The sequence below is a fragment of the Caulobacter sp. RHG1 genome (genome assembly GCF_013181195.1).
Taxonomy (GTDB): Bacteria; Pseudomonadota; Alphaproteobacteria; order Caulobacterales; family Caulobacteraceae; genus Caulobacter.
The window spans coordinates 152,565-173,535 of sequence record NZ_SMZP01000004.1 but is presented as its reverse complement, the minus strand read 5'-3'; the positions used below and the strand labels follow the sequence as shown (position 1 = coordinate 173,535).

Annotated in this window: 16 protein-coding genes; 12 read left to right on the top strand and 4 right to left on the bottom strand. The window is 69.2% G+C overall.

The genetic code is table 11. The annotated features are described in order from the left end of the window. Positions 1–57: 57 nt before the first annotated feature. The 5 genes from E1H18_RS11890 to E1H18_RS11870 all read left to right on the top strand — a co-directional run bounded on the left by E1H18_RS11890 (position 58) and on the right by E1H18_RS11870 (position 4,297). Positions 58–771, top strand: coding sequence for a hypothetical protein (locus tag E1H18_RS11890; protein WP_172268198.1), 714 nt, complete (start codon positions 58–60; stop codon positions 769–771). Between the two features lie 88 nt (positions 772–859). Next, entirely contained in the window at positions 860–1,663 is an 804-nt protein-coding gene (locus E1H18_RS11885; RefSeq protein ID WP_172268196.1) for a DUF6683 family protein, read from the top strand. Positions 1,664–1,699: 36 nt separating this feature from the next. Next, a complete protein-coding gene (locus tag E1H18_RS11880; protein WP_172268194.1) occupies positions 1,700–2,221 on the top strand; it encodes a hypothetical protein in 522 nt (173 codons plus the stop codon). Positions 2,222–2,316: 95 nt separating this feature from the next. After that, positions 2,317–3,780: a hypothetical protein gene (locus E1H18_RS11875; protein WP_172268192.1), complete on the top strand. Its 1,464-nt coding sequence runs from the start codon at positions 2,317–2,319 to the stop codon at positions 3,778–3,780. Positions 3,781–3,886: 106 nt separating this feature from the next. Continuing rightward, positions 3,887–4,297, top strand: coding sequence for a hypothetical protein (locus tag E1H18_RS11870; protein WP_172268190.1), 411 nt, complete (start codon positions 3,887–3,889; stop codon positions 4,295–4,297). Positions 4,298–4,321: 24 nt separating this feature from the next. On the opposite strand, the gene E1H18_RS11865 is transcribed toward E1H18_RS11870, so the two are convergent. The 3 genes from E1H18_RS11865 to E1H18_RS11855 form a co-directional block, all read right to left on the bottom strand. Then, positions 4,322–7,780 carry a TonB-dependent receptor domain-containing protein gene (locus E1H18_RS11865; RefSeq protein ID WP_172268187.1) on the bottom strand — a complete coding sequence of 1,153 codons (3,459 nt, stop codon included), beginning with the start codon at positions 7,778–7,780 and terminating at the stop codon, positions 4,322–4,324. A 73-nt stretch (positions 7,781–7,853) separates the two neighbouring features. Continuing rightward, on the bottom strand, positions 7,854–10,499 hold the full coding sequence (locus tag E1H18_RS11860; RefSeq protein ID WP_241735992.1) for a glycoside hydrolase family 3 C-terminal domain-containing protein: 2,646 nt from the start codon (positions 10,497–10,499) through the stop codon (positions 7,854–7,856). Further along, positions 10,489–10,794, bottom strand: a complete 306-nt coding sequence (locus E1H18_RS11855) for an HU family DNA-binding protein (RefSeq protein ID WP_172268181.1) — start codon at positions 10,792–10,794, stop codon at positions 10,489–10,491. The genes E1H18_RS11860 and E1H18_RS11855 overlap by 11 nt, the downstream gene beginning before the upstream one ends. Before the next feature lie 298 nt (positions 10,795–11,092). Between E1H18_RS11855 and E1H18_RS11850 the strand changes: the two genes are divergently transcribed. The 3 genes from E1H18_RS11850 to E1H18_RS11840 are packed head-to-tail and all read left to right on the top strand — an operon-like array spanning position 11,093 to position 15,586. Then, on the top strand, positions 11,093–11,683 hold the full coding sequence (locus E1H18_RS11850; RefSeq protein ID WP_172268178.1) for an RNA polymerase sigma factor: 591 nt from the start codon (positions 11,093–11,095) through the stop codon (positions 11,681–11,683). Next, the gene (locus tag E1H18_RS11845) at positions 11,664–12,584 is read left to right on the top strand and encodes a FecR domain-containing protein (protein WP_172268175.1); all 921 of its coding nucleotides are present in this window, start codon (positions 11,664–11,666) and stop codon (positions 12,582–12,584) included. Before E1H18_RS11850 ends, E1H18_RS11845 begins: the two co-directional genes overlap by 20 nt. After that, positions 12,581–15,586: a TonB-dependent receptor gene (locus tag E1H18_RS11840; protein ID WP_172268172.1), complete on the top strand. Its 3,006-nt coding sequence runs from the start codon at positions 12,581–12,583 to the stop codon at positions 15,584–15,586. Before E1H18_RS11845 ends, E1H18_RS11840 begins: the two co-directional genes overlap by 4 nt. Here the strand turns inward: E1H18_RS11840 and E1H18_RS11835 are convergent. Further along, positions 15,583–16,383 carry a helix-turn-helix transcriptional regulator gene (locus E1H18_RS11835; protein WP_172268169.1) on the bottom strand — a complete coding sequence of 267 codons (801 nt, stop codon included), beginning with the start codon at positions 16,381–16,383 and terminating at the stop codon, positions 15,583–15,585. The genes E1H18_RS11840 and E1H18_RS11835 overlap by 4 nt on opposite strands. 171 nt (positions 16,384–16,554) lie before the next feature. Here E1H18_RS11835 and E1H18_RS11830 point away from each other — a divergent pair, with 171 nt between their 5' ends. The 4 genes from E1H18_RS11830 to E1H18_RS11815 are packed head-to-tail and all read left to right on the top strand — an operon-like array spanning position 16,555 to position 20,951. Beyond that, the gene (locus tag E1H18_RS11830; protein WP_172268166.1) at positions 16,555–16,860 is read left to right on the top strand and encodes an iron transporter; all 306 of its coding nucleotides are present in this window, start codon (positions 16,555–16,557) and stop codon (positions 16,858–16,860) included. Further along, entirely contained in the window at positions 16,857–18,422 is a 1,566-nt protein-coding gene (locus E1H18_RS11825; protein ID WP_172268163.1) for a PepSY domain-containing protein, read from the top strand. Before E1H18_RS11830 ends, E1H18_RS11825 begins: the two co-directional genes overlap by 4 nt. Further along, positions 18,419–18,709, top strand: a complete 291-nt coding sequence (locus tag E1H18_RS11820) for a DUF3325 domain-containing protein (protein WP_172268160.1) — start codon at positions 18,419–18,421, stop codon at positions 18,707–18,709. Before E1H18_RS11825 ends, E1H18_RS11820 begins: the two co-directional genes overlap by 4 nt. 40 nt (positions 18,710–18,749) lie before the next feature. Further along, complete coding sequence (locus E1H18_RS11815) at positions 18,750–20,951, top strand: TonB-dependent siderophore receptor (RefSeq protein WP_172268157.1); 2,202 nt, start codon at positions 18,750–18,752, stop codon at positions 20,949–20,951. Positions 20,952–20,971: the final 20 nt, after the last annotated feature.

Sequence of the window (20,971 nt, the reverse complement as noted above, 5' to 3'; positions counted from 1 at the left end):
CGACGTCTCCAAGCCCTCCGAGCAAACCGAACCCACGGAAAACAACGGAGTTTTGAGATGTCGTTCTTGAGCGGACTTGGCGGTAACCTCTTCAGCAGCGTCGCCAACATCGCCCTGCAGGGCGCCCTGGGCGTCGCCACCGGCGGGGCCTCGCTGCTGGTCACGACGGCCCTGAAGGGCCTGATGATGTCGATCGGCGACCAGCTGCTGCAGAACATCGGCCAGAAGCTGGGCCTGCCGCAGCCGGTCATCGACCTGGCCCAGGCCACCTTCCACGCCGCCGCCGGCAATCCGGGCGGCGCGGTCCAGAACATCACCGAGGCCAGCCAAGGCCTGGCCGGGGCCGCGGGCCTCGACCAGTTCGGCGCCGGCGAGATCCAGCGCCAGTCGTTCGACATCGTCGAGCAGCTGCAGCAGAACCTGCAGGAGAAGCTGGAGAACGGCACGGACGAGGACGGCAATGTCCGCGGCAACGCCAAGACCCGTGCGGCGGGCGGCGCGGCCGGCGGCGAGAGCTTCCTGGTCCGCCTGGCCCTGGCGCTGGGCAAGGCCATCGACGCCAAGATGGACGAGCAGCTCAAGATCGCCGGCGAGATCGACGACGCCAAGAACGCCGCCAAGGATGGCGACAAGGGCGCCGACTCGCAGATCACCCAGCAGGGCGCCAAGCTCACCGCGCTGGGTCAGGAAATCACCATCCTCTCCAACGCCCTGAACACGGCGCTGAAGTCGATCGGCGAAAGCGTCTCGACCCTGGCCCGCAAGCAATAACCGCGGACCGGAACAAGGTTGTGGAAGGCGGCGGAGCAATCCGCCGCTTTCTGCGTTGGCAGCCCAGAACGGAAAAGGACCCGACCCGATGATCCTGCGTTTCGCCCGCTTCCTGGCCCCCGCCGTCCTGGCGCTGGCCCTGCCCCTGGCCGCGCCCGCCGCCGCCCAGGACATGCCCACGGTGATGCCGAACAACTACGTGTTGTCAGACATCCTCAACAAGCAGCGGGTCGACTCGGCGATCAATTCGGGGCGCGGCGGCGGCGGCAGCTATGGCCGCCAGCCTTCGCGCGCGGCGCCGCGCTATTCGTCCAATTCGCCGACCAGCCTGGTGGGACGTCCCGGCGCGCCCAGCGGCCCGGCCCTGACCCAGACCACCTATCGCGCCTCGCCCGAGGTCAGCGCTCGGGTGCGCCGCCAGTTCGCCGACTGGATGGGCCAGCAGGCCGGCGCCGAGGGCGGCCGCAAGATCGCCCAGGCCCTGGCCCAGCGCGACCCGGTCCGCAGCTGGGCCCAGATCGTCGGCGGCGACGGCCTGCGTCCCGGCGACACCGCCGACTCCATGGCCGCCTACTGGATCTTCAACTGGGTGATGGCCAACGGCGGCGACAGCAACCGCGCCCAGGCCCAGGCGGTGCGCAACCAGGTCAAGCCGATGATCGCCTCCAACCCCGGCTACGCCCGCCTGAACGAAGGCCAGCGCCAGGAGATGTCCGAGGTGCTGATGCTGAACTTCCTGATCCAGCACGCGGCCTATCTGGACGCCATGAAGCGCGGGGACCGCGCCACCGCCCGCCGCCTGGGCGACGCGGCCGTCACCCGCTTCCGCAACGAAATGGGCGTGGACCTGCGGCAGCTGACGCTGACGAACGCGGGCTTCGTCCGCGGCTAGGGTAATCCCCAATAGGCTGGGCTGTCGGCGAGCTACATGATCGATCGTCCCAACGCGGAGATCGTCATGGCTTCCATCGACAGCATCCTGACCGCTGATGCGGCGCCCCAAGCCCTGGCCCCCGCCACGCCGCTCGAGACGGCCCTGGCCCGGTTCGAGGCCACGGGCCGGCTCGACGTCACGCCCTTCGCCGAGGCCGCGCCGTCGGTGCTGCTGGAGGCGCTGTCGAGCCTGGCCCCGCAGCAGCGCGGCCTGCTGGAGCGCCTGCTCGGCGAGCAAGGCCTGCTGGGCCAGGACGGTCTCGTGGGGGCCACGGTAGGCGCGGTCGGCGAGACCGTCGCCCGCACCACCGACGCCGCCGTCGAGACCCCGACCGAGCGCGAGTTCGAGGAAACCGCCGAGCACATCGAGGACTCGCGCCTCGACCAGCGCCTGGGCCAGCTGCGCGGCCAGGCCGACTTGGATTTCGTGCTGGCGCCGTTCAGCAAGCTGGATCGCCCGCCGGCCGAACTGGCGGCCAGCGTCACCGTGGCCTCGCCGACGGACGACCGCCGATAGGGTTTTCCCCAGCTAGGGATCATCCCACTGAAATCCCCGGCCGGCCGCCGATAGGCTTCTCCGCAAGATCGACCCCGCCATCCAGGAGCATCCCCATGGCCGACGGTTCCAACTCCGTTTCGTCGTCGACGGACTCGTCGTCGAGCAACAGCTGCTCGGCCGCCTCGGCCCTGTCGGCGGCCGACAAGGTCGACGCCGCGGTCAGCCAGATCCAGGACCTGACCCGCGAGGACGGCCTGCTTGGGACCAGCCGCAACGCCAACATGCAGAGCGTCGCCGACACGATCGGCAGCCTGGCGCCGGCCGAGCTGGACGCGACCGTCTCCAAGCTCAGTGACGCCGACCTCAAGGGCCTGGCCGAGGACATCAACGCCGGCGGCGTCCTGGGCGCGCAAGGCCTGACCGCCGACGAGAAGCGCGACGTGTTCAACGACCTGGCCGCCGGCCTGTCGGGCGCGCAGCTGGGCCGGGTCTCTGAGGCCTTCAACAGTCGCGAGGACGTCACCGCCCTGGCCGACGCCGTCGCCACCTTCGCCACGCCCGAAGCCAAGGTCGGCTATGTCGAGGCCTTGTCCAGCCGCACCACCGACGGCCTGAAGGGCGAGGTCGAGCGCAGCCTGCTTGGCCTCGGCGGCTCGGTGACCCAGAAGAGCGATCCCGAGGCCCTGGCCGTCGGCAAGGTTCTGGGTAGCCTGTCGGGCGTCCATTTCGACACCGCCGTCTCGTCCCTGTCGAAGGCCGAGCTGGGCGCGGTGATGAAGTCCTCGGCCGAACTGACCACGCACCAGTCGCCGACCGGCGCGACGGCCAGCGGCTATGACGTCGGCACGCTGACGGGCATTCTGAACGCGGCGGCCACCAGCCAGAACGCCTCGGTCAAGGCCAGCGTCTTCGCCCAGGGCGGCACGATGCTGGGCGAGATCGCCAATTCCAGCAGCGCCTTCTCGGTCAACGCCACCGCCGACGTCGAAGCGGCCAAGGTCCGCGACAGCCTGAAGGGCCTCTTGGACACCGACGTCACGGGCGTCGTCCGACAGCTGGAGACCGCCGACCGCTACGGGACGTCGATGACCAACTTCCTCACCGAAACCCTCAAGCAGGGCAAGCCCGGCGAGGCGATCGTCGGCGGCTATATCGCCAAGCTGCAGACCGGCAACACCCTGACCGAGAACCCGATCACCCGCCTGAAAACCCAGATCGGCGGCTATCACCGCAACGCCCAGGACCTGGGCTATTTCGCGGGCTCCACTCAGGCCGCCGTCGACAAGGTCGCCGCCAACGACAAGGCCAAGGCCGAGATGATCGGCGGCATGTTCAAGACCGCGGTGGGCCTCACCACCGGTCCGGCCGGCCCGATCGCCGGCGCGGGGATCGGCATGTACACCGACGCCCTGGTCAAGGATGGGGTCGCGGCCTACGCCGCCGGCGCCGCCTCGCTGAAGGACACCTTCTTCGAGCTGTCCTTCCCGCACGATCCGGTGACCAAGGCTCCTTACGAGGGCCGCGCCGAGGGCGACTACGACACCGCCTTGGGCCGCGTCCTGGACGGCGCGCGCTGACAAGGCCGCAAACGGAGCCATCGGCCTGTTCCGGGCGTTCCCCGGAGCAGGCCGTCCGCATGTCGGCGCCCGGGAGACGCCGATGCTTCTGAGATGGATCGCGACCATGACCGTCCTGACCGCCGCCTGCGCGCCCGCCGTGACCGCCGCGCCGCCGGCCCCGCCCGCTCAGGCCCAGCTGCTGACCGAGCCTGGCGCACACGATCGCCGGCTGGACGTCGTCGAGGCCGAGTTTCGCGATGCGCTGGGGGCGTCCCACGGCAAGCTGACCACGACGGCCTACCGCCTGCCAGCCACCGCGACCTGGACCGATGTCGAAGCCCACTACCAGACGGGTTTGTCGAGCTGGCAGGCCGAGCCCGCCCTGCCCGCCCATATCCGCGCCGCCGACGCGCGCGCCTGGAAGCGCCCCGGCGCGGTCGTAGCCATCGCCCTGATCGACAGCCCCGTCCCTGGCGAGCAGCTGGACTACAAGATCCTGGCCGTCGCCACGAAAAGAAGCGGCGCCGGCTCTTGAAAGCCGGCGCCGCAGGGGGAGAGCCTAGTAGCGGTAGCGAACGCCGAGGCGGTAGTTCGGACCGCTGCCGCCGTACGACAGCACGACCGGATCGTTGAACGTGAAGCGCTCAGCCATCTCGTCGGTGATGTTCAGCGCCTCGAAGGTGATGCTGATCTGCTTGGTGGGCTGATAGCGCATCGAGAAGTCGACGTTCATGGTCGAGCGGTTGCCGTCGAACTCGTTGATCAGCGGACCGTCGCACGCCGCGCCATTGGGCTGCAGGCCCGGATCGCAGGTGCCGGCGCTGACCGGATAGCGCGTGTAGTACTCGTCGCGCTGGGCGGCCGAGATGCGGGCGTTGAACTTCTCGGTCTCATAGTAGAGCGTGAAGTTCAGGCCCTTAGGCGAGGCGCCCAGCCAGGGACCCGTGCCATAGGTCGGGGCCTTGGTGACCACGCCGGTGCCGGCCGTGACCGCGCCCGGATCCAGGATGTAGGTCAGCTTGGTGTCCAGCTTGGTCATGTTGAACTGGACGCCCAGGTTCTTGAAGTACCAGGGCAGGAAGGTCAGGTCCTGCTGGAAGTTGAACTCGAAGCCCTGCAGATAGCCACCCGGCGCGTCGCGGACCTGGCGGGCCAGCATCGGGTTGTCGGCGTCGATATAGGCGCGGCGGAAGATGTCGCCGCCGGTCTCGCCGGGGAACTGCAGCTTCAGCTGGGCGATGGCCTCGGCGTCCAGGAAGGTCGACAGCGGAGCCTCGTAGAACACCGTCTGCGGGAAGCTGTCGATGTCCTTGCGGAAGTAGCCCAGGCTGATCAGCCCGCCCTCGTTGAAGTACCACTCGGCGGCGACGTCGAAGGCCTTGCCGCGGAACGGCGACAGCTTGGTGTTGCCGACCGTCAGCGAGCCGCCCGTGACGTTGCCGTCGCCGGGAATGCTGATGCCGGTGATGGCCGGCGACAGGTTGCCCAGCAGCGGACGGGCCATGACCTTGGCGGCGGCGACGCGGATATAGAGGTTGTCCCACGCCTCCCAGGTCAGGTTCGCCGACGGCAGGGTGTCGGTGTAGCTGTTCTCGCCGGTGATGCGACGGCCGGCCGTGGTCTCGCCGACCGCGAAGACGTCGGTCTTGGCCTGGCGGACCCCGACGTTACCGAACAGGCGACGGCCGCCCCAGACGTCGTAGCTGAAGCCGAACTGCAGATAGTAGGACAGGTTCTTCTCGTCGACCTCGAACGAGGCCGAGCGGTTGCGCTTCCGGGTGATGCGGAAGTCGCCAAACTTGTTGATGCAGTTGCAGTCGAAGCCGAAGACGCTGCTGAACGCCTCCAGGTTGGGCGTGAAGAAGCTGGTGACCGAGCCCGCCGGCACGTCCAGACCCTGGCCGAAGTCGATCACTTGGCCCAGCGAGGCGGTCGTGACCTTGGCCTCCTTCTCGGTCGGGTTCAGCAGGTCGTTGTTGCGCTCGTACTGGTCGGTCGAGAAGCCGAACTCGCGGTGCGTGATCCCCGCCTTGATGGTCCAGTGATCGTCCAGTTGATAGCTCAGGTCGATCTTGCCGCCCTTGTAGTCGTTGACCGTGTTGCGCTCATAATTGCGCATGGCCGAGAAGCCCTTGACGATGCCCCATTTGTTCGGGTCTGCGGCGTTGAAGCCCGGATCGAACTTGGGCATGCCCGACAGGCCGCGAGAGTCGAAGACGAACGGCTCGGCCGCGTCCATGTAGTTGAACTCGACCAGGGTGCCCTGGTTCTTGTTCTCCGAGCGCGAGGCGCCGACCGAGAACTGGGCCTTCAGCTTATCGCTGAACTCGTGGTCCACATTGACCGACACTTGGCGGAAGTCGGTGGTGTAAGCGCCGCGGTCGGCGGCCGAGCGCCAGTCGACATTGCCCAGCTTCAGATACTCTGCGTTCTGGCCGATCACTTCGGCGTCCAGCAGCTTGACCGCCGGACGGCCGATCAGCTGGCCGCGGAACGGCAGGCTGCTGGCCGGGCCCAGATACCCCGGCGAGTTCCGGTTCGTGTAGTACTCGTAGACGTCCAGATTGTTGGGATTGTAGCTGAACGTGTAGCCGCTCAGCGGCGCTGTGCCGTTCAGCGATTGGCCGCAGTCCTGGCCCGGGTTCAGGTCGGTCTCGTCGGCATAGGTGCAGCCGCCGGGATAGAGCGCACGGCGCTGAGCCTCGGTCATGGCCGAGCCGCCCGGCGCGGCCGCCGTCGGGACATTGGCGCCGTACTGGTAGCTGGCGTTGGTGTTGTTGCGGTTCAGGCCGACGGGCGAGATCTGGTAGTTGGTGCTGACGCTGTCGAACCGCGAATAGAGGCCGTCGATCGAGACGCGGGTGCGCGGGCTGATCTCGAACTGGATGGCGCCGGTCAGGCCCAGGCGCTCGGTCTCAACATTGCGCTGGTTCAGCGACGGCAGGGCCGGGAAACGGATCAGCGAGTTGTTGCAGCCGGGGCTGGTCGGCGTCAGCGTCGCGATCGACTGGGCGGCCGCGGCTGCGCAACCCGGATAGAGCTTGGCATAGGCCGCCGGGTCGGAGCCGGTCATCGCCGCATAGGCTTCCGGATTGGCCAGCGGGTTGTAGTAGTTGGCCGGATTGGCCTTGTAGGCGTCCAGGGCCGAGCCCGTCAGGGTCGTGGGGACCAGGGCGCTGAACACCGTGCCGGTCGGGGCCGCGAAGCCCGCGCGGCCGGGCAGTTCGTCGCCGGTCCAGGTGCTGCCACGATAGGTGTAGTCGGCCGAGCCGCCGCCGCGGCCATAGCTGTCGTCCTCGGAGCTGCGCTTGGCGTAGGCGGCCGAGACCAGGGTCCCCAGCTTGCCGTCGAACCACCGCTTAGAGGCCAGGCCCGTGATGCGCGGGCTGTGCTTCTTGCCGTTGCGATAATAGGAATCTTCGGCCGACAGGGCGAAAGCCTCGTTCTTGTAGTCGAAGGGCCGGCCGGTGATCAGGTCGACCGTGGCGCCCAGCGAGCCCTCATCAGCCTCGGCCGAGGAGGACTTGCGCACCCGCACCGAGCTGAACAGCTCCGAGGCGAAGGCGTTGAAGTCGAAGGCGCGCGAGCGGTTGGGGCTGCCGCCCGCGTCGTTCGCCGCCCCGGTCGACAGGGCTTCCATGTTGTTGATGCGGACGCGGCTGAAGTCCCCCGACAGGCCGCGCACGCTGATGGTGCGCCCTTCGCCGTTGTCGCGGTCGATCGAGATGCCGGGCAGGCGCTGCAGCGACTCCGCCAGGTTCGAGTCCGGGAAGTCCGCCATGTCCTCGGCGTTGATGGCGTCCATGATGACGTCGGCGTTCTTCTTGACGTTCAGGGCGCTGCGCAGCGAGGCGCGATAGCCGGTGACGACCACCTCGCTGACCGCCTCGGGATCAGTGGTCTTGGCCGGCTCGGTCGCCTGGGCGGCGGCGAGACCCGGAGCCGCGGCGACGAAGGCGGCGGCGGATATACCGGCGAGCAGGGTCGTCCGCCGGATATGGCGTTGAAGCGTATTCATTATTTCCTCCCCAAGAGTTTGGTCTGGCGGGGACGCGGTGTTCTGTTTTCTCCGCGCCCCCTGGTCGTGCTGGCTAGTTGGCGAGCGCCTTTCTGCCGGTGATCTGAAGGTCGGCGCGGACGCCGGCGGGTTGCTCGAGGCCGGCCCGCGAGACCGGCTGACCGCCGCCGATCCACAGCTGAGCCGCGCCGGGCTCGACGCTGCGCTGGCCGGCCTCGTTCACGGTCGAGAAGGCGTCGGTCTCAAGCTCGAAGGTCACGGCCTTTGTCTCGCCGGCCTTCAGCGACACGCGCTGGAAGCCTTTCAGCGCGCGGGCCGGCGCGCCGGCCACGCCGGGACGGGTGACATAGAGCTGGACGACCTCGTCGCCGTCGCGGCCGCCAGCGTTGGTGACGGGCGCGGTGACCTTCAGGCGCTGGCCCGCCGCGACCGAGCGCGCCAGGGTCGGCTTACCGTACGAGAAGCGGGTGTAGGACAGGCCGTAGCCGAACGGGTACAGCGCCTCGCCGCCGAAATAGCGATAGGTGCGGCCGGCCATGCCGTAGTCCTTGAACGGCGGCAGCTGGTCGGCCGAGCGGTAGACGGTGACCGGCAGGCGGCCCGACGGGCTGAAGTCGCCGGCGATCAGGCCAGCGATGGCCGCCCCGCCCTCGCCGCCCGGATACCAGGCCTCGATCACCGCCGGCAGCGCCTTGTCGGCCCAGTTGCTGCTGATCGCGCCGCCGTTCATCAGCACCAGGATCGTGGGCTTGCCCAGGGCGTGCGCACCTTCCAGCAGCTTCTGCTGCGGCGCGGGGAGGTCGAGGCTGGTGCGGTCGCCGCCGGCGAAGCCTTGGGCGTGGACGCTCATCTCCTCGCCCTCGACCCGGGCGGTCAGGCCGCCGGCGAAGATCACCAGGTCGGCGTCCTTGACGATGGCCAGGGCCGCGTCGCCGTCGTCGGCCGGCTGGTTCCAGATCAGGCCCTGCGTGCCACGCTCGCTGTCCTGCCGCGCCTCAATGGTGATGGCGTACGTCTTGCCGGCGGTCAGGTTGACGGACTTGCCCATCGAGGGATCGATCGTGCCGTCCCAGAAGTCGGCCAGCACCTGACCGTCGACCTTGATGCGCCAGCCGCCGTCGCCGGTCAGGGTGAAGCCGTGCGGCCCGGTCTGCCCCGCCTTGACGAAGCCGCTCCAGCGGATCGAGCCTTTGCGCATCTCGCGCGTCGGCCAGCCCCAACGGAACTTCACATTGGTGTCGGTGCGGACCTGCGGCGCGCCGGCCAAATCTAGATTGCCGAAGTCCTCGACCTTCAGACCCGGCGTCGCGCAGGCGGAATCCTGGCAGAAGATCGCATCGGGCGTCGGCGTGCTGGCCGGACCGATCAGGCCCGTGCCCGGCACGTGCGTGACCTTGGCGTCCGGATAGCGGGCGCGGATCCCGGCCAGCACGGTGATCGGCTTGGACGGCGTGCCGGCATAGTTGCCGACCAGGGCGTCGACGCTGTCGGCGTTGGGACCGATCACCGCGATCGACTTCGGCGCGGCCTTCAGCGGCAGCAGGCCGTCGTTCTTCAACAACACCAGCGACGACTGGGCCGTGCGCAGGTTCAGCGCGCGGTGAGCCGGCGTGTCGTTGTCGGCGGCGGTGACCTTGCCCCACGGCCCGCTAGCCGGCGGATCCATCAGACCCAGGCGGTAGCGGATCTCGAACAGGCGGTTCAGCGCCACGTCGACCTCGGCCTCGGTCGCCAGGCCCGTGCGCACGGCCTCGACGATGGCCGGGGCCTCGACGCCCAGCTTGCCGCCGAAGTCGCAGGCTACGTCCGTGCCCGCCTTCAGGGCGACGGCGAAGGCCTCGGCCGGGGTCTTCCGGTAGGCGTGAGCCTTGGGCAGATAGATGTCGGCCATCGCCCCGCAGTCGGTGACCACATGGCCCTTGAAGCCCCAGTCGCGGCGCAGGCGCTGGTTCAGCAGGGCGTCGCTGGCGCAGGCCGGCACGCCGTCGACGGCGTTGTAGGCGCACATCACCGACTCGACCTTGGCCCGGGTGACCAGCGTCTTGAACGCCGGCATGTAGGTGTCTTCCAGGTCGTGGCGCGAGGGGTGGATGTCGTCGAAGTGACGGTCAGCCTCGGGACCGCTGTGCACGGCATAGTGCTTGGCCTGGGCGGCGACCTTGGGATGCGCCAAGTCCGGCCCCTGCAAGCCCTCGACGAACGCCACGCCGATCTCGGCGGTCAGGTGCGGGTCCTCGCCGTAGGTCTCCTGCCCTCGGCCCCAGCGCGGATCGCGGAAGATGTTGATGTTGGGCGACCAGACCGTCAGGCCGCGGTACTGGGCGGCCGAGCCGTCGGCGCCGACCTTGTCGACATATTTGGCGCGGAACTCGGTGCTGATCACGTCGGCGACCTGGCGGGTCAGCTTGGTGTCGAAGGTCGCGGCCAAGCCGACGGCCTGCGGGAACACGGTCGCCTCCCCCGCGCGAGCCACGCCGTGCAGGCCCTCGTTCCACCAGTTGTAGGCAGGGACGGACAGGCGCGGGATGGCCGGCGCGACGTGGCGTAGTTGGGCGGCCTTTTCCTCCAGCGTCATGCGCGCGATCAGGTCGGCGGCGCGCTGGGCGGGCGACAGTTTGGCGTTCTTGTAGGCGGCGTCCTGCGCCAGGGCCGGAGCAGCCGCGAGACCCAGGCTCACGGCGGTGGAAACGGCCAGAAGGCGGCGGAGGTTACGCGACATCGTCATTCTCCCGAATGGCGTTCAGGTCCCGCACCAACTGGCGGTCGGGACGAAAAAGGAGGGTTCGTTCGCCGCCCAGCGCCTGGGCCTGGCCGCTCACCGGATTGACCAGGGCGTAGGGCCGCGTCTGGCGGATGCTGATCTGGCCGATGTTCGGTACGTCGAGGCTGTGTCCCTGGAGCAGGGCGTCGCGCATCCGGCGCAGCAGCGACTGGACCAGCACGTCGCACAGCTCGCGATCGAGCATGCGCGTCACGTCTGCCAAGGGCTGCACGAACTGACCGTCGACGCGCACCGCGACCTTCCTCCCCTTTCGCGGCCTGTGACGGCCGCCCCTCCGGCTAGTTACCGGTATCAATGAAGCGACATAAACATGCCGATTTTGATTTCGAAAGAGGAAAGTTACCGGTCACATTGAGAAAATGAAGCAATCAAATTGCTCTAAATGACGCGCAATTTGGAACAACGAACGACGATGCCCGACCCGCACGAAAAACCGTCCGAAGGCGTGATTTTTTCACTGCCGCATTGAATGCGGGCGGCGCAGCCTGCATCGTCGGGGCAAGTTCGGCGCACAGATATAGGGAGGGGCCGTGGGGAAACCGCAACGGCCGGGCGCCGACAATGACGGACCGCTGTGGAGCGGCCTGGCCGCCTATCGCGAGACCTATGCCGACGACTGGGGCGATCTGTGCCTGTTCCTGCGCGCGCGGTTCGGCCCCGGCCCGCCGGATCCGGAGGACGTGGCGCAGCAGGCGTTCGTCCGCCTGGGCGAGCGGCCCGCCGACCAGCGGCACGAGAGCCCCCGGGCCTTCGTGTTTCGGGTGGCGATCAACCTGGCCCGTGACGCCTTCCGCCGCCAAAGGCTGACGACGCGGATCGTCGGCAGCGCCGATCCGGTGCTGGAAGCCGACGCCGAGCCGGACGCCGAACGGACCCTGATCGCCAAGCAGGAGCTGGACGTGCTGAACCGCGTGGTCGCCGGCCTGCCGCCCCGGCACCGCGCCTTCCTGGCCGCCAACCGGGTCGAGGGGCTCAGCTTCGCCGAGATCGCCCGGCGGCACGGGGTGTCCGAGGCCCTGGTCCGCAAGACCGTCGGCGAAGCGGTCGCCGCCTGCCAACGCGCCGTCGCCGGCGGCGCGATCGATTTTCGAGGACTGTCCCGTGAACGCACCCGCGCCTGACGGCGAGATCGAGCGAGAGGCCGGGGACTGGGCCCTGTCGGTTTTCGGCGAGCGGCTGTCGGCCGAGCGCGCCGAAGCCTTCCGCGCCTGGCTGGCGGCCGATCCGCGCCACGCCGCCGCCTACGACGCCGCCGAGCTGCTGATGTTCAAGCTGAGCAGCCTCGACGCCTTGGCCAAGCCGCAGCGCCTGCCCGTGCGCCGCGCCTGGATCTGGGCGGCCGCCCTGCCCCTGGCCGCTTGCCTGGCGATCGGCGTCGCCGTTTCCAACCGCTCCACCGTCCTCGAAAGCGATCGCGCCGTCCAGACCTTGGCCTTGCGCGACGGCTCGTCGGTGGTGCTGTCGCCGCAGACCCGCCTGCGTGAGGCCGGCTGGCTCTCCGGCCGTCGCTACGACTTGGAGCGCGGCGAGGCCCTGTTCGACGTCCGCCACGCCGAAGGCCGCCCCTTCGAGGTGCGGGCCGGCGAGACGCGCGTCACCGTGCTGGGCACCCGCTTCGACGTTCGCAAAGGCGCCAGCGGTGAGGTCGGCGTGGCGGTCGAGCGTGGCCGGGTCGCGGTCCAGCGAGACGCCTTCAGCACGATCCTGGCACGGGGCGACGCCGTGACCCTGGATGCGAAAGGCGTGCGCCGCGTGAAGCTGTCGAACCCCGAAGCGGCGGCCGACTGGCGGCGCGGGCAACTCAGCTATACCTCGGCCCCGATCCGCGACGTCGCCGATGACATCAATCGCTTCTCCGACGTGCGGGTCGTGGTCGACCCGGCCGTGGCCGGCGTGCGCCTGACCGCCAGCTTCCGCGCCGACCAGGCCGAGGCGTTCCTGGACAGCCTGCCCGCGCTGCTGCCGCTGGAGGTCCGCATCCGGCCCGACGGCGCGCGGCTGATCGCGCCCCGGACGCGATGAGCCTGCGCCACCGCCTGGCGGCCGGCCTGGCTCTGGCGGCGCTGGCCGGAAGCGTCGAGGCTCAGGACCGACGGCTCGCGATCGACCTGCCGCCCCAGCCGCTGGCGCGGTCGCTGGTCGACCTGTCGGCCCGGGCCGGCGTCGCCATCGTCGCCCCCGCCGCGCTGACCGCCAACCGCTTGGCTCCGCGCGTGACCGGCCGCCTGGCCGCGCGCGAGGCCCTGTCGCGCCTGCTGGCCGGCAGCGGCCTGACCTTCACGGTCGAGGCCAACGGCGTGATCCTGATCCGCCGCGCGCCGCCCGTCGCGACACCAACCGCGGCGTCTGCCGAAGCGCCGGTCGAAGACCTGCCCATTTCGGTCATCACCGTCGTCGCCCGACCGCTGGGCGAGGCCGCCGCCAACCTGGACCACGTCTCGCCGCGGCTGATCGACATCCTGCTGGAAGACGATCTGCAGCGCGCAGGTCCGGGCGGGGTCGGCGACGCCCTGGCGCGTCTGCCCGGAGCAAGCGCCAGCCTGGACGCCGGCGAGGCCCGGCAACTGGCCGTGCGCGGCGTCGGAGCCCGCTTCACCCTGGTGCGGGTCAACGGCCTGGAGACCCTGGCCACCTTCGGCGCGACCAACGCTGGCGGCGGCGTCAATCGCGGGCGGGCCTTCGACTACAACGTCTTCGCCGCCGACCTCTTCCATCAGGTGCGCCTGCAGAAGACCGCTTCCGCCGACCTGGAGGAAGGCTCGCTGGGGGCCAGCGTCGACATGCGCACCCGTTCGCCGTTCGATCTGCCGTCGCACAGCCTGCGCATAACCGTCGAGGCCACGCACAACGGGGCCTCTGGCCGGACTGCGCCAGGAGCCTCGATCCTGGCCTCCGTCCGCGACCACGACGATCGCCTGGGCTTCCTGGTCTCGGCCGCCTATCGCGAGCGCCATACGACCGAGACCGGAGCCAGCGCCGGCCAATGGGAAAGCGGGACGGCGATCTTCCCGGGCTTCGCCGCCAGCCAATCCGGCGAGAGCCTGGAGGCCTTGAACCAGGCCCTGCACGCCCGTATCCCCCGGCTGGAGGTCGTTCGCGCCGACCAGCGACGCCTCGGTCTGTCCGCCAGCCTGGAATGGCGGCCGGACGACCAGACCCGCGTCAGCGCCGACCTGCTCTACGCCTCGCTGAATGTCGAGCGGCGCGAGGACCTTCTGGAGAGCTTCACCTTCCGCACCGCTGGCGGCTGCGACGCGCAAGACTGCGGGCTGGGCGGTGTCACTGTCACCGACGCGCGGATCGTGAACCAGGGTGGCCGTCTGCCGGTGCTGATCGCCGGAACCTTCGACAATGTCGACGTCCGCAGCGAGGCGCGGCGCGACAGCCTGGAGACGGTGTTTCGCCAGTCCACCCTGTCGGCGACCCGTCGGTTCGGTGACGGCTACAAGGCCAGCGCGCTCCTGGGCTACAGCCGCTCGGACTTCGGCAATCCCCGGCGCGACACGATCTGGCTGCAGCAGAACGGCGTCACCGGCTTCGCGTACGACTTCAGCGACGCCAAGCGGCCGCGCGTCACCTTCGGCTCGGCCGATCTGACAGGCGCGGCAGTCTGGCGGATTGCGGAGTTCCGAGCCGAGCCCAATTGGGTCGACAACATCCACAAGTCAGCCGCCCTCGACATCGAGCGCGACGGACCTTTGGCCTGGCGCGCCGGAGTGCTGCACAGGCGCTACGTCAACGCCGCCACGACCCTGTCACGCAGCAACGGGACCATCGCCAACCTCAACAGCGACGTGCCGCCTGACCTGGCCGCCGCGCCGATCGACGCGATGAGCCAGCTGATCGCGATCAACTCCGCGTTCGGCGTCGGAGGTTGGCGAGCCATGGACGTCGAGCGCACCCTGGCCGGACTGGCTGCCCCCCGGCTGGGCCCCGAGGCGGCGGCCAGCCTCAACTACGCGATCGGCGAGACCATCGACGCGGCCTTTGCGCAGGTCGCCCGCCCCTTCCGCGAGACCCGCCGGGTCTGGGGCGAGCTGGGCCTGCGCTGGATGTCGGCGCGCTACGACATCACGGGCCTGGGCGTCGTCGCCTCGGGGCTGGTGGGGGAGCAGAGTCTGAAGCGTCGCGACCGCCGCGTGCTACCCTCGCTGAACTTCGCTTGGCGCGTGGCCCCGGACGCGGTGCTGCGCTTCGGCGCGGCCAAGGTCGTGGCCCGGCCAGACCTGGCCAGCCTGCGGCCTGGGATCGGCGTTTCGACCACCGGCACCAAGATGGTCGTCGTCGGCAATCCCGACCTGGAACCGACCCAGGCCCGCACCCTGGACCTGGCGTTGGAATGGCGGCCGACGGACGATCTGGGCCTGAACCTGGCGCTGTTCCACAAGTCGCTGTCGACCATAGTGCAATCGACCATCACCCGACCGGGCGCCTTTGCGGCCAATCCGTTCGGCCTGTCGTCGGACGTCGCCACCCTGGCCTGCGGCTCTTCGCCCGGCTGCGCTGCGGACCTGCCGATCTGGCAGTTCGCACGGCCCGCCAACTCCGGCGAAGGCCGTCTGGACGGCGTCGAGCTGGCTTTCAGTCGTCGGATCGAACGAGGCGACGGCGTGGCCTGGCGGATCAACGGCGCGACGTCCTACAGCCGATCGCACGTCTGGCTGATCGGCAAGTCCGGCGCCCTGGTCCGCACCGAGGACGCCCTGGGCGCCCCGCGCACAGCGGCCTTCCTGTCCGTGCAGCGTCGGGAGGGACCGACCAGCGCCGGCGTCACGATCAGTCACCGCAGCGCGTTCATTGCGACCGCCCCCGCGCCGAATGGCGGCGACGTCGATGGGGTCGACGCTCTGACCCGCGTGGACGTGAACGCCAGCCGCCGGCTGTCGCCTGCCGCCGAACTGACCCTGGACGTCTTCAACCTGACCAACGCCGCCGACCGGCAGTTCAGCGACACGACCCACATCCCGACCTATCTGCACCGGGTGGGCCGCGACGTGCGGCTAGGCCTGCGGATGAGGTTCTAGCGATCCAGCTGCTCGGCGTAGCGGCCGGGTGAAATGCCGAACGACTTCTGGAACAGGGTCGCGAAGGCGCTGAGGCTGGAGAAGCCCAGGGTGCGGGCCACCTGGGTCGCCGACTGACGCGCACTGAGCAGGGCCGCGGCCTGGGTCATGCGCAGCTGCTGACGCCAGGCCACGAAGCTCATGCCGGTCTCGAGGCGGAAGTTGCGGGTGAAGGTTCGGCGGCTCATGCCCGCCGCGTCGGCCCAGGCGTCGATGTCGCGCGGGTCGGCCGGATCCTTGCGCAGCGCCGCGCAGACCCGCTGCAACCGCGCGTCGTCCGGCAGGCGCGGTCCGGCCTCGGTGGAAGCCGGCGCACGGGTGATCTCGCCCAGCATAAGGCGAACGATCTCGCCCTCCCGACCCGCCTCGTCATAACAGGCGTCGAAGCTCAGGAACTCCTTCACCAGGGCGTGCAGGAACGGGCTGATGTCGATGACCCGCAAGCCATCGGGCTGTGGGCCGGCGTCCACGGTCACGTAGAGAACGTTGTAGGCGGCCGGGCCGCGGCAGCTGACCTCGTGGCGCATGCCGGCCGGGATCCAGACGCCGCGGCCGGGCGGCAAGACGATCGCCGCCTCGCCTGCCCGCACCGCCGCGACACCTTCCAGCCGGTACGAGAACTGGGCGCGGTCGTGGGCGTGCGGCGGGTCGTAATAGCCCTTGGGCGAGCGTCCGTAGAAGCCGACCACGGGCCGAACCGGCGGATGGTCGGCGCTGCTCTGGTCGATCGGAGGTTCGGCTAGGTCGCGGACGGACAACGGGATTCTCTGAACTGGCTGCGCGCGACAGGTCTGCCCGAAAGGCCGACCTGGAACGGGTCGATATGTTCCGCGATCGGGCCAAAGGCGTTCGCGATCATTGCGACTGGTTCTCAATAGCGCTAGGCGACGCCGAATTCAAATTGGCTTGACCACAGAGAGTCATCGGGCGTGAAGACGGCGGGCGTCGTGCAAGGCAAATCCAGGGGCAAGATCGGCGACGGCCTGGACGTCGCCGCCCGCATCGTGCTGGCCATTCCGGGTGCCTACTGCGCGGCCGCCGCCTGCGCGATGCTGCTGGCCCGGACGCTTCCGGCCGCGCGGCTGGACGCCTCGCTGTGGGCGACCATCCTGTCGTTCGCGATCTACTGCGCCCTGGTGATCTGGATCTTCGCCGCCGCCAGCGCCCTGCGAGCGGGCGCGGTCGTGGCGGCCATCGGCGTCATAGCCTGGCTCGGCGCGGGATGGGCGACATGAAAAAGCAGGGCTTTAGGCAGTCCCAGGCGGGCCTGCACACCTGGACAGGCCTGCTGGTCGGCTGGATCCTGTACCTGATCTTCCTGAACGGCACGGTCAGCTACTGGCGCGAGGAGATCACCCGCTGGTCGCGCCCCGAAATCGCCGCGACCAAGGATCTGGAAACTGTCGCGCGCGGCGCGATCACCCACCTGACCGCCACGGCGCCCAAGGCCGCCTCCTGGACCATCACCCTGCCCGAGGAACGGGCCAGCGGCGCGGTCGCCACCTGGAAGGCCAAGGGCAAGCCGGCTTTCCGCCGCGGGACGGACCCGAACGCCGTCACCATCGGTCCGGACGGCAAGCCCGTGACGGTGCGTGACACCGAGGGCGGCAACGCCTTCTACCGGCTGCATTTCGACCTGCGCTACATCCCCGTCCTGTGGGGCCGCTGGGTGGTCGGCTTCTGCACGATGTTCATGCTGGTGGCGATCGTCAGCGGGGTGATCACCCACAAGAAGATCTTCGCCGACTTCTTCACCTTCCGGCCGGGCAAGGGTCAGCGCAGCTGGCTGGACGCTCACAACGCCCTGGCTGTGCTGTCTCTGCCGTTCCACGCGATGATCACCTACACCGGACTGATCACCCTGATGGTGCTGTACATGCCGTTCGCGGCGACGGCGAATTATCCGACCCTGAAAGCCTACTACGCCGACAGCGCGCCGGCGGCCAAGCCGCCCAAGCCATCAGGCCACGCCGCGCCGCTGGTCGACATCGGCCAGGTGCTGCGCATCGCTGAAACAACCTGGGACGGCGGCAAGCCGACCGTCATCCGCATCGACAATCCCGGCGACAAGGCCGCTCTGATCACCGCCTATCGCCGGCCCAGCGAGACCCTGGTCGACGGCCGCCACGAGATCGTCCTGGACGGGGTCACCGGCGCGATCCGGTCGACCGCCGAGCCCAGTTCCAGCGGCATGATCGCCCGCGGAGGCATGGTCGGCCTGCACGCCGCCCGCTTCTCGCCGATGACCCTGCGCTGGTTCTTCTTCCTGTCGGGCGTCGCGGGCACGGCCATGGTCGCCACGGGCCTGATCATGTGGACCTCCAAGCGCCGCGCCAAGCTGGAGGGCCGCAGGCACTTCGGCTTCTGGCTGGTCGAGCGGCTGAACATCGGCACGGTCGCGGGCCTGCCCCTGGCCATGACCGGCTTCCTGTGGGCCAACCGCCTCCTGCCGCTGAACCTGGCCAACCGCGGCGACTGGGAGGTCCACGTCATGGCCCTAACCTGGCTGGCCATGCTGCTGTACGCCTTCGTCCGTCCACCGCGCCGGGCCTGGATCGAGCAGCTGGGCCTGACCGGCCTGGCCCTGGTGCTGCTGCCGGTCTTCGACCAGACGGCCACCGCCCGCGGCCTCATCGACAGCCTCAAGGCCGGCGACGGCGCACTGGTCGGCATGGAGCTGGGCCTGCTGGGCCTGGGCGCGGCCTTCCTGGTCATGGCCTGGCGCGTGGCCAAGCCCCGCGCGCCCCGCAAGACCGAACGCGCCCTCGCTCCGAAACTGGCGGAGGCTCACGGATGATCGTCCTGGCGCTGCTCTTCAGTCTACTCGGCTTCGCGACCCTGGCCCTGGCCATGGACCGCCATCACCAGGCCGTTCACCGCACCCGTCCGGCCAAGCGCCGCAAGCGCCTGATGCAGCTGGGCGGTTCGGCGGCGCTGACCCTGTCCCTGATCGCCAGTATCCAGGCCTGGGGCCCCGCTTACGGTTCGATCGGCTGGCTGGGCGTGCTGAGCGCCGGCGCAGCGCCGGTGCTGCTCGTCCTGACCTACGCGCCGCACCGCCTGGCGATCCGCCGAAAACCCTAGACCCGCCCTCCTCTTCTCCGAAACGCACTGGAGCCTTGCCTTGTCCGCGCCCTTCCGCACGTCCGTATCCCGCCTCGCCCTGCTCGCTAGCGCCGCACTCGCGGTCGCTTCCAGCGCCCACGCCCAGACCACCGCCCAGGACACCACGGTCGACGCCGTGCTGGTGACCGGCCGCACCGAGGGCTACCAGGTCAAGGGCACCAACACCGCGACCAAGCTGCCTCTGACCCTGCGCGAAACGCCCCAGTCGCTGACGGTCTTCACCCGCCAGCGGATCGAGGACTTCAACCTGATCACCGTGGCCGAGGTCTTCGCCCAGACCCCGGGCGTCAACGTCCAGCAGTACGATTCCAACCGGATCCTGTTCAACGCCCGCGGCTTTGCGATCACCAACTTCCAGTTCGACGGCGTGCCGACCCAGTACACCACCGGCGCCGGCGGCAACTCGGTGCTGTCGGACACCTCGATCTACGAGCGCATCGAGGTCGTGCGCGGAGCCACGGGCCTGGTCACCGGCGCGGGCGACCCGTCGGCGACGATCAACATGGTGCGCAAGCGCCCGACAGAGGACTTCCGCGCCTCGACCAGCCTGTCGGCCGGCTCGTGGAACTATCGCCGCGGCGAGTTCGACGTCTCGGGTCCGCTGGCCCTGAACGGCAAGGTGCGCGGCCGTCTGGTGGGGGCCTATACCGACCGGGAGTCCTTTATCCGCTTCCAGCATGACCGTTCGCCCAGCCTTTACGGCGTCGTCGAGGTCGACCTTACCGACGCCACCCGCCTGCGTATCGGCGCCGACTACCTGCGCACCGACTCGCAGGGCGGCGCCTGGAGCGCATCGCCGCTGTTCTTCCGCGACGGCACGCGCGCGGAGTTCCCACGCTCCTACAGCGCCGGCGCCAAGTGGAACCGGTGGGAGCGCGACAGCTACAACCTGTTCGGCGTGCTGGAGCATGACTTCGGCAGCGGCTGGGTAGGCCGCGTCGCCTACAACAACCGCTCGACCAACACCGAGAGCCTGCTCATGGCCGGCTCCAACAGCACCGGCTTCGCGGACCGCACCACGGGCCTGGGCTTGAGCATCTCCGACACCTACACGGTCAGCGAGACGCGCGAGCAATCGCTGGACGCCTACGCGTCGGGTCCGTTCGAGGCGTTCGGCCGCCAGCACGAGTTGGTCGTCGGCGGTAACTACTTCACGCGCGACCTGCGCACGATCAACGCCGGCATCACCAGCCGTCCCTACAGCGCCTTCCCCAGCATCTATGATTGGAACGGTGAGATCGGCCTGCCCGGCGTTTCCAATACGGGCAAGCCGAGCCGGATCGCCACCACCAGCGAGGCCGGCCTCTATGCCGCCTTGCGCCTGAACCCCACCGACCGCCTGAAGATCATCGCGGGCGGCCGCTTCAGCGACTGGGACACCAAGACCGACAATTTCAACACCACGACGGCCGCCTACACCACCACGACCGGCCGCTACGGCGAGGCCCGCATCTCGCCCTATCTGGGCGTGCTGTACGACCTGACCAGCAACCTGACCGCCTTCGTCAGCTATGCCGACGTCTTCCAGCCGCAGACCCAGCGCGACAAGAACTTCGAGCAGATCGCGCCCAAGGTCGGCGGCAACTGGGAGGGCGGCCTGAAGGCAGAGTTCTTCGACAAGCGTCTCTACGCCTCACTGAACGGCTTCTACATGCAGCAGGACAATGTCGCCGAACTCGACCCGACCGTGCCCGCCAAGAGCTTGCCGGACGGTTCGGACGCCTATCGCACGGTCAGCGGCGTGGAGACCAAGGGCGGCGAGTTCGAGGTTTCCGGCGCCATCACCCCGGCCTGGAGCATCACCGGCGGCTATACCTACACCCGCAGCGAGGACGCCAAGGGCCAGCGGGTGTTCACGGTCAATCCCCTGCACATGCTGAAGCTGAACTCGACCTACAAGCTGGGGCGCTGGACCCTGGGCGGCGGCGTGACCTGGCAGACTGAGGTCTTCCAGACCATGAATGCCCCGACAGGCCGTTTCAACGGGTCCGCACCGGTCCTGGCCGCAACGCGCGTGAGTCAGAGCGGCTATGTCCTGGCCGACGCCCTGGTCCGTTACGCCTTCACCGACAAGATCAGCGTCGGCGTCAACGCCACCAACCTGTTCGACAAGCACTACTACCGCAATGTCGGCTACTTCAACGGCGGCTACTGGGGCGAACCGCGCCGGGTGCTGTTCAACCTGCGCGCCCGCTACTAGGGCGCCTCAAGGGGTCGCTG